Raw genomic sequence first — 3,408 nt, 5'->3', positions numbered from 1 at the left:
CCGCCCATCGAAACCGCCACTGACCGACTCCATGAACCACGAAGAAGCTCCCTGGACCCATCGTGCCATCGCACTCCGGCGACCCGCTGAAAGAAAGCGCAGGGTCACTCAGCGTAATCCCCCCGATAAAGCCAAATGCGGCTGGCCTCCCCGCTCAGGTAAGTGCTGTTGACCACCGCGACGCGCCCGGCAGCCCCTACGGCGAGTTTGTCCATTAGGAGCCCCTGCAGACTGCCGTTGAATCCGAGGGCGGGATCGTCGCTGCCCGGCACGACCCGGGGCGAGGTGAACTCATCTTCTGCCCCGGAGGCGGTGGAATAACCAAGGCCTCTCGGTCGCTCCGAAGCGTCCGGGAAATGTTCCCACAGCAAGTAGAGACGGTCGTCGTCATCGATCTCCAACGAGGGAAAACCCGCGCTCTCGCCCTCCCCTACGTCTTCAGCCACAGAAACCGGATCCTCGAAGTCGAGGCCCTCGGAAGAGGCCCGTGTGTAGCGCACCCGATACCGCTCAAGCGGACCGTCAGGACTCTCGGCGAAGGCCAGATGAATCCGGCCATCGCTATCCATCGCCAGCGATGGCGCATCGGCGTGACCTGACCCTGGGGCGACCCGGTGCGGCTCCTCCCAGGTCTGACCAGCATCGAGAGAGTAGGACGCACGAATATCGGCAGCCGGGCCCTCACCAACAGTCCAGGCCATGACCACCTGTTCCCCATCGGCGGCAAGGGATGGCCCGCGCGCGGGAAGTTCACCATCGCCGGCAACCCCTGTAGGCTCGGCAAACGTTTCCCCGCCATCCTCCGAGCGGGTGTAGTGGAGCGCCCCCTCGAACGCGGTCCAAGCGACATGCACGGTGCCATCGGGTCCGATGATCAGGTCGTGGCTTCCGTTGTGCCAGTGGTTCTCAGTCAGACGCCCCTTCCCCACACCATCGGCTGTCTCGGAGAGATTCACAGGCTCCGAGAAGCTCTCGCCGCCATCGGTGGAACGGGCGAAGAAGGCCTCTCCGCCGTGCGATCCGCCGGAGAAGACAATCTCCTGCCAGAGGACATAAACATGGTCGCCGTCGATGCCGACGCGCGGCTCCGACCATGTAATTCCGGGTGAGGCACTGGCCACGAAGGGCATCGAAGCGAACAGCCCTCCGGTCAGGAGCGCTGTAGCAGCACAGCCTGCGCCGAGATCAGTCCGAAACGGAAAGAGAACATTCAAAGTCGACATCGCAGAGAACCACCCGTAGCACCCGTGGCCGCAGGTTAGCCGGATGCGGCCGATGCACCGTCTGCTTTCACGTCATCGCCGTTCAGGTAGGTGGCCTCCGGTGCCGTGATCTGGAGCAGAACCCCGGCGATATCCTCCGGCTCGGCGATGCGTCCCATCGGGTGATCTTCGTCCGCACCCTCCAAGGACCCACCGCGGAAGCGGCGGAGCAGTTCGGTTCGTGTCGCCCCAGGAGAGAGGCTGACCACCCGGACTCCGTGGCCAACCTCCGCGGCCACGGCTGAGCGGGTCAGGCCGATGACGGCGTGTTTCGTCGCGGCATAGGTACCAGCGTGTGCCGACCCCGTATGAGAAAGCATGGAACCCGTATTGACGATCACGCCATGCCCCTGCTCGCGCATGACCGGGATCTCGTAGCGCATCGCGTAGTAAACCCCATCCACATTGGTGCGCATGACATCCCGATAGCCGTTCCCACCGGTCACGTCGATGGCGTCGAAATCGCCGAGCGGCCCCTCAATTCCCGCATTGTTGAAAGCAATATCCAGGCGTCCATAGGTCTCCACGCATGCGTCGACAAAGTCACGCATCTCATCGCGCTCACGCACATCGGCGCGCATGTAGGTCGCCTCGCCGCCGGCGTCCCGGATGGATGCAGCCACGGATTCGCCCAGTTCCTCGCGACGACCGCAAAAGAAGACCTTCGCCCACTCTCGGGCGTACGCATGCGCAGCTGCCTCGCCGATCCCGGAGGTGGCACCCGTGATCAGCACGACGGCGCCCGCATACCGTCCTTCGCTCTCCCGCATGCCTTCGGGCCACCCCCCGAGCGCCGCACCGGCTGCGGCCATGCCGGCGAGCCCTGCGCTGGCGCCGGTCAGAAACCGACGGCGCCCTGGGCTGTCAGGGTCGTGGCCACGCGCGCTGTCCGGCGGTCCGGCCTCCGATGGCTGCGCTTCATGGTTGGGTTGGCGCGATTCTGGAGGCGTGGTTTGCTTTCGCATGGAGAGGACCTCATCGCTGGCCGCGTCTACGCACTCAGCAAGTGCTGCGTCCGGTTCAGGCTGCATGCACCGGAACCGGCCTCGTCAACCCCCTGGGCGGTGAGCACATTCTCGCCAACCGCCGCTCCACGAGACTCCATCGCGTCCCGCGCGGGGTCTCCACAGGCTTTTCCACAAGTTCTGTGGAAACAGCATCCGGGTTCGGAAGCCGTAGGCCTGGCACTTGAGGGTCTTGATATGGCTTGAGCCCCTCGATCGGTCCGCTGGGGTTACGCCGAACTAGCTATCCGCCTACGCCGCGCTGCGCAGCGGATCCCGCATGCGCGCGCTGACCAGCGAGGCCCCTCCGGCCACCGCAGCCGGCAGCACGAAGAAGTTCACCCCGGGGATGGTGTTGGCGACCGCTGCCGCGCCGCCGAACCCCAGCGTCCCTGTCCGGTGCCGGGCGATCAGCCGCCCCTGATCCCGAAAGCTGTAGCCGTGATTGGTGAGCGGCGGGTCGAGGTACTCGCGCGCCAGCATCCAGGCCCCGAAGATGAGCCAGGCGAACGGCGCCAGGGCGTTCACCCCCGGGATCAGGAAAAGCAGCAGCAGCGGCAGCGCTCGAAGCAGGAAGTAGACGAGCTTAGCCAACTCGGAGCCCACAGAGCCAGGAATATCGAGCACCACCGCGCGCACGGTCCGCAGCCGCCTGGGCGGAACCTCGCCGGTCAGATGATGCTCCACCGCTGCCGCCAGCGGCTTCATGAAAGGGGCGGCGATCAGATTGGCAACCATGCCCGCGGCGAAGAAGATAACCAGCAGCCCCGCCACGACGTAAAGCGGCCAGGCCAGCAGGGCGATCCAGTCCAACCAGCCTGGGAGCATGCCCTGCAAGTAACCCACCAACTCCGCCACGGCCGCAGCACCGAGGACCAGCGCGACGGCGAAGAGCACCGCGTTGATCGCCAACGGGATCACCACGAAGCGCTTGACCCCCGGCGCCAAGAGCAGTCGGAAGCCCCGCAGCAGGTGCCGGACGCCCTCCAGAGGGGCTACTAGTGCCGTACCAGCCACATCTGCCTGACCCCCTTCCTTGTCCCCGTCAGACACCGAACCTCCATCCAGCCCACGATGCGGTTTGTCGAGCCAATGGCTCAGCAGTCCGCAGGAGCTGCACACCAGACCGCTGATTCGCTCGT

The 3,408-nt window shown here is 65.4% G+C and carries 3 protein-coding genes; all 3 read right to left on the bottom strand.

Annotation, left to right across the window (positions count from 1 at the left end; all coding sequences use genetic code 11):
* Window positions 1-104: 104 nt before the first annotated feature.
* The gene (locus LRF89_RS13015) at window positions 105-1,223 is read right to left on the bottom strand and encodes a sialidase family protein (RefSeq protein ID WP_238637337.1); all 1,119 of its coding nucleotides are present in this window, start codon (window positions 1,221-1,223) and stop codon (window positions 105-107) included.
* A 35-nt stretch (window positions 1,224-1,258) separates the two neighbouring features.
* Complete coding sequence (locus LRF89_RS13010; RefSeq protein WP_238637336.1) at window positions 1,259-2,227, bottom strand: SDR family NAD(P)-dependent oxidoreductase; 969 nt, start codon at window positions 2,225-2,227, stop codon at window positions 1,259-1,261.
* A 291-nt stretch (window positions 2,228-2,518) separates the two neighbouring features.
* The coding region (cysZ, locus tag LRF89_RS13005) for a sulfate transporter CysZ (protein ID WP_238637335.1) at window positions 2,519-3,408 on the bottom strand (890 nt) is incomplete at its 5' end.

The sequence above is a fragment of the Halorhodospira sp. 9621 genome, assembly GCF_022228055.1.
Classification (GTDB): domain Bacteria; phylum Pseudomonadota; class Gammaproteobacteria; order Nitrococcales; family Halorhodospiraceae; genus Halorhodospira; species Halorhodospira halophila_A.
This window is presented reverse-complemented; position numbering and strand designations above follow the sequence as displayed.

Excerpts from the sequence above, each read along its gene's own strand:
- LRF89_RS13010 (WP_238637336.1), bottom strand. The coding sequence starts at position 2,227 with ATGCGAAAGCAAACCACGCCTCCAGAATCGCGCCAACCCAACCATGAA.
- LRF89_RS13015 (WP_238637337.1), bottom strand. The coding sequence starts at position 1,223 with ATGTCGACTTTGAATGTTCTCTTTCCGTTTCGGACTGATCTCGGCGCA.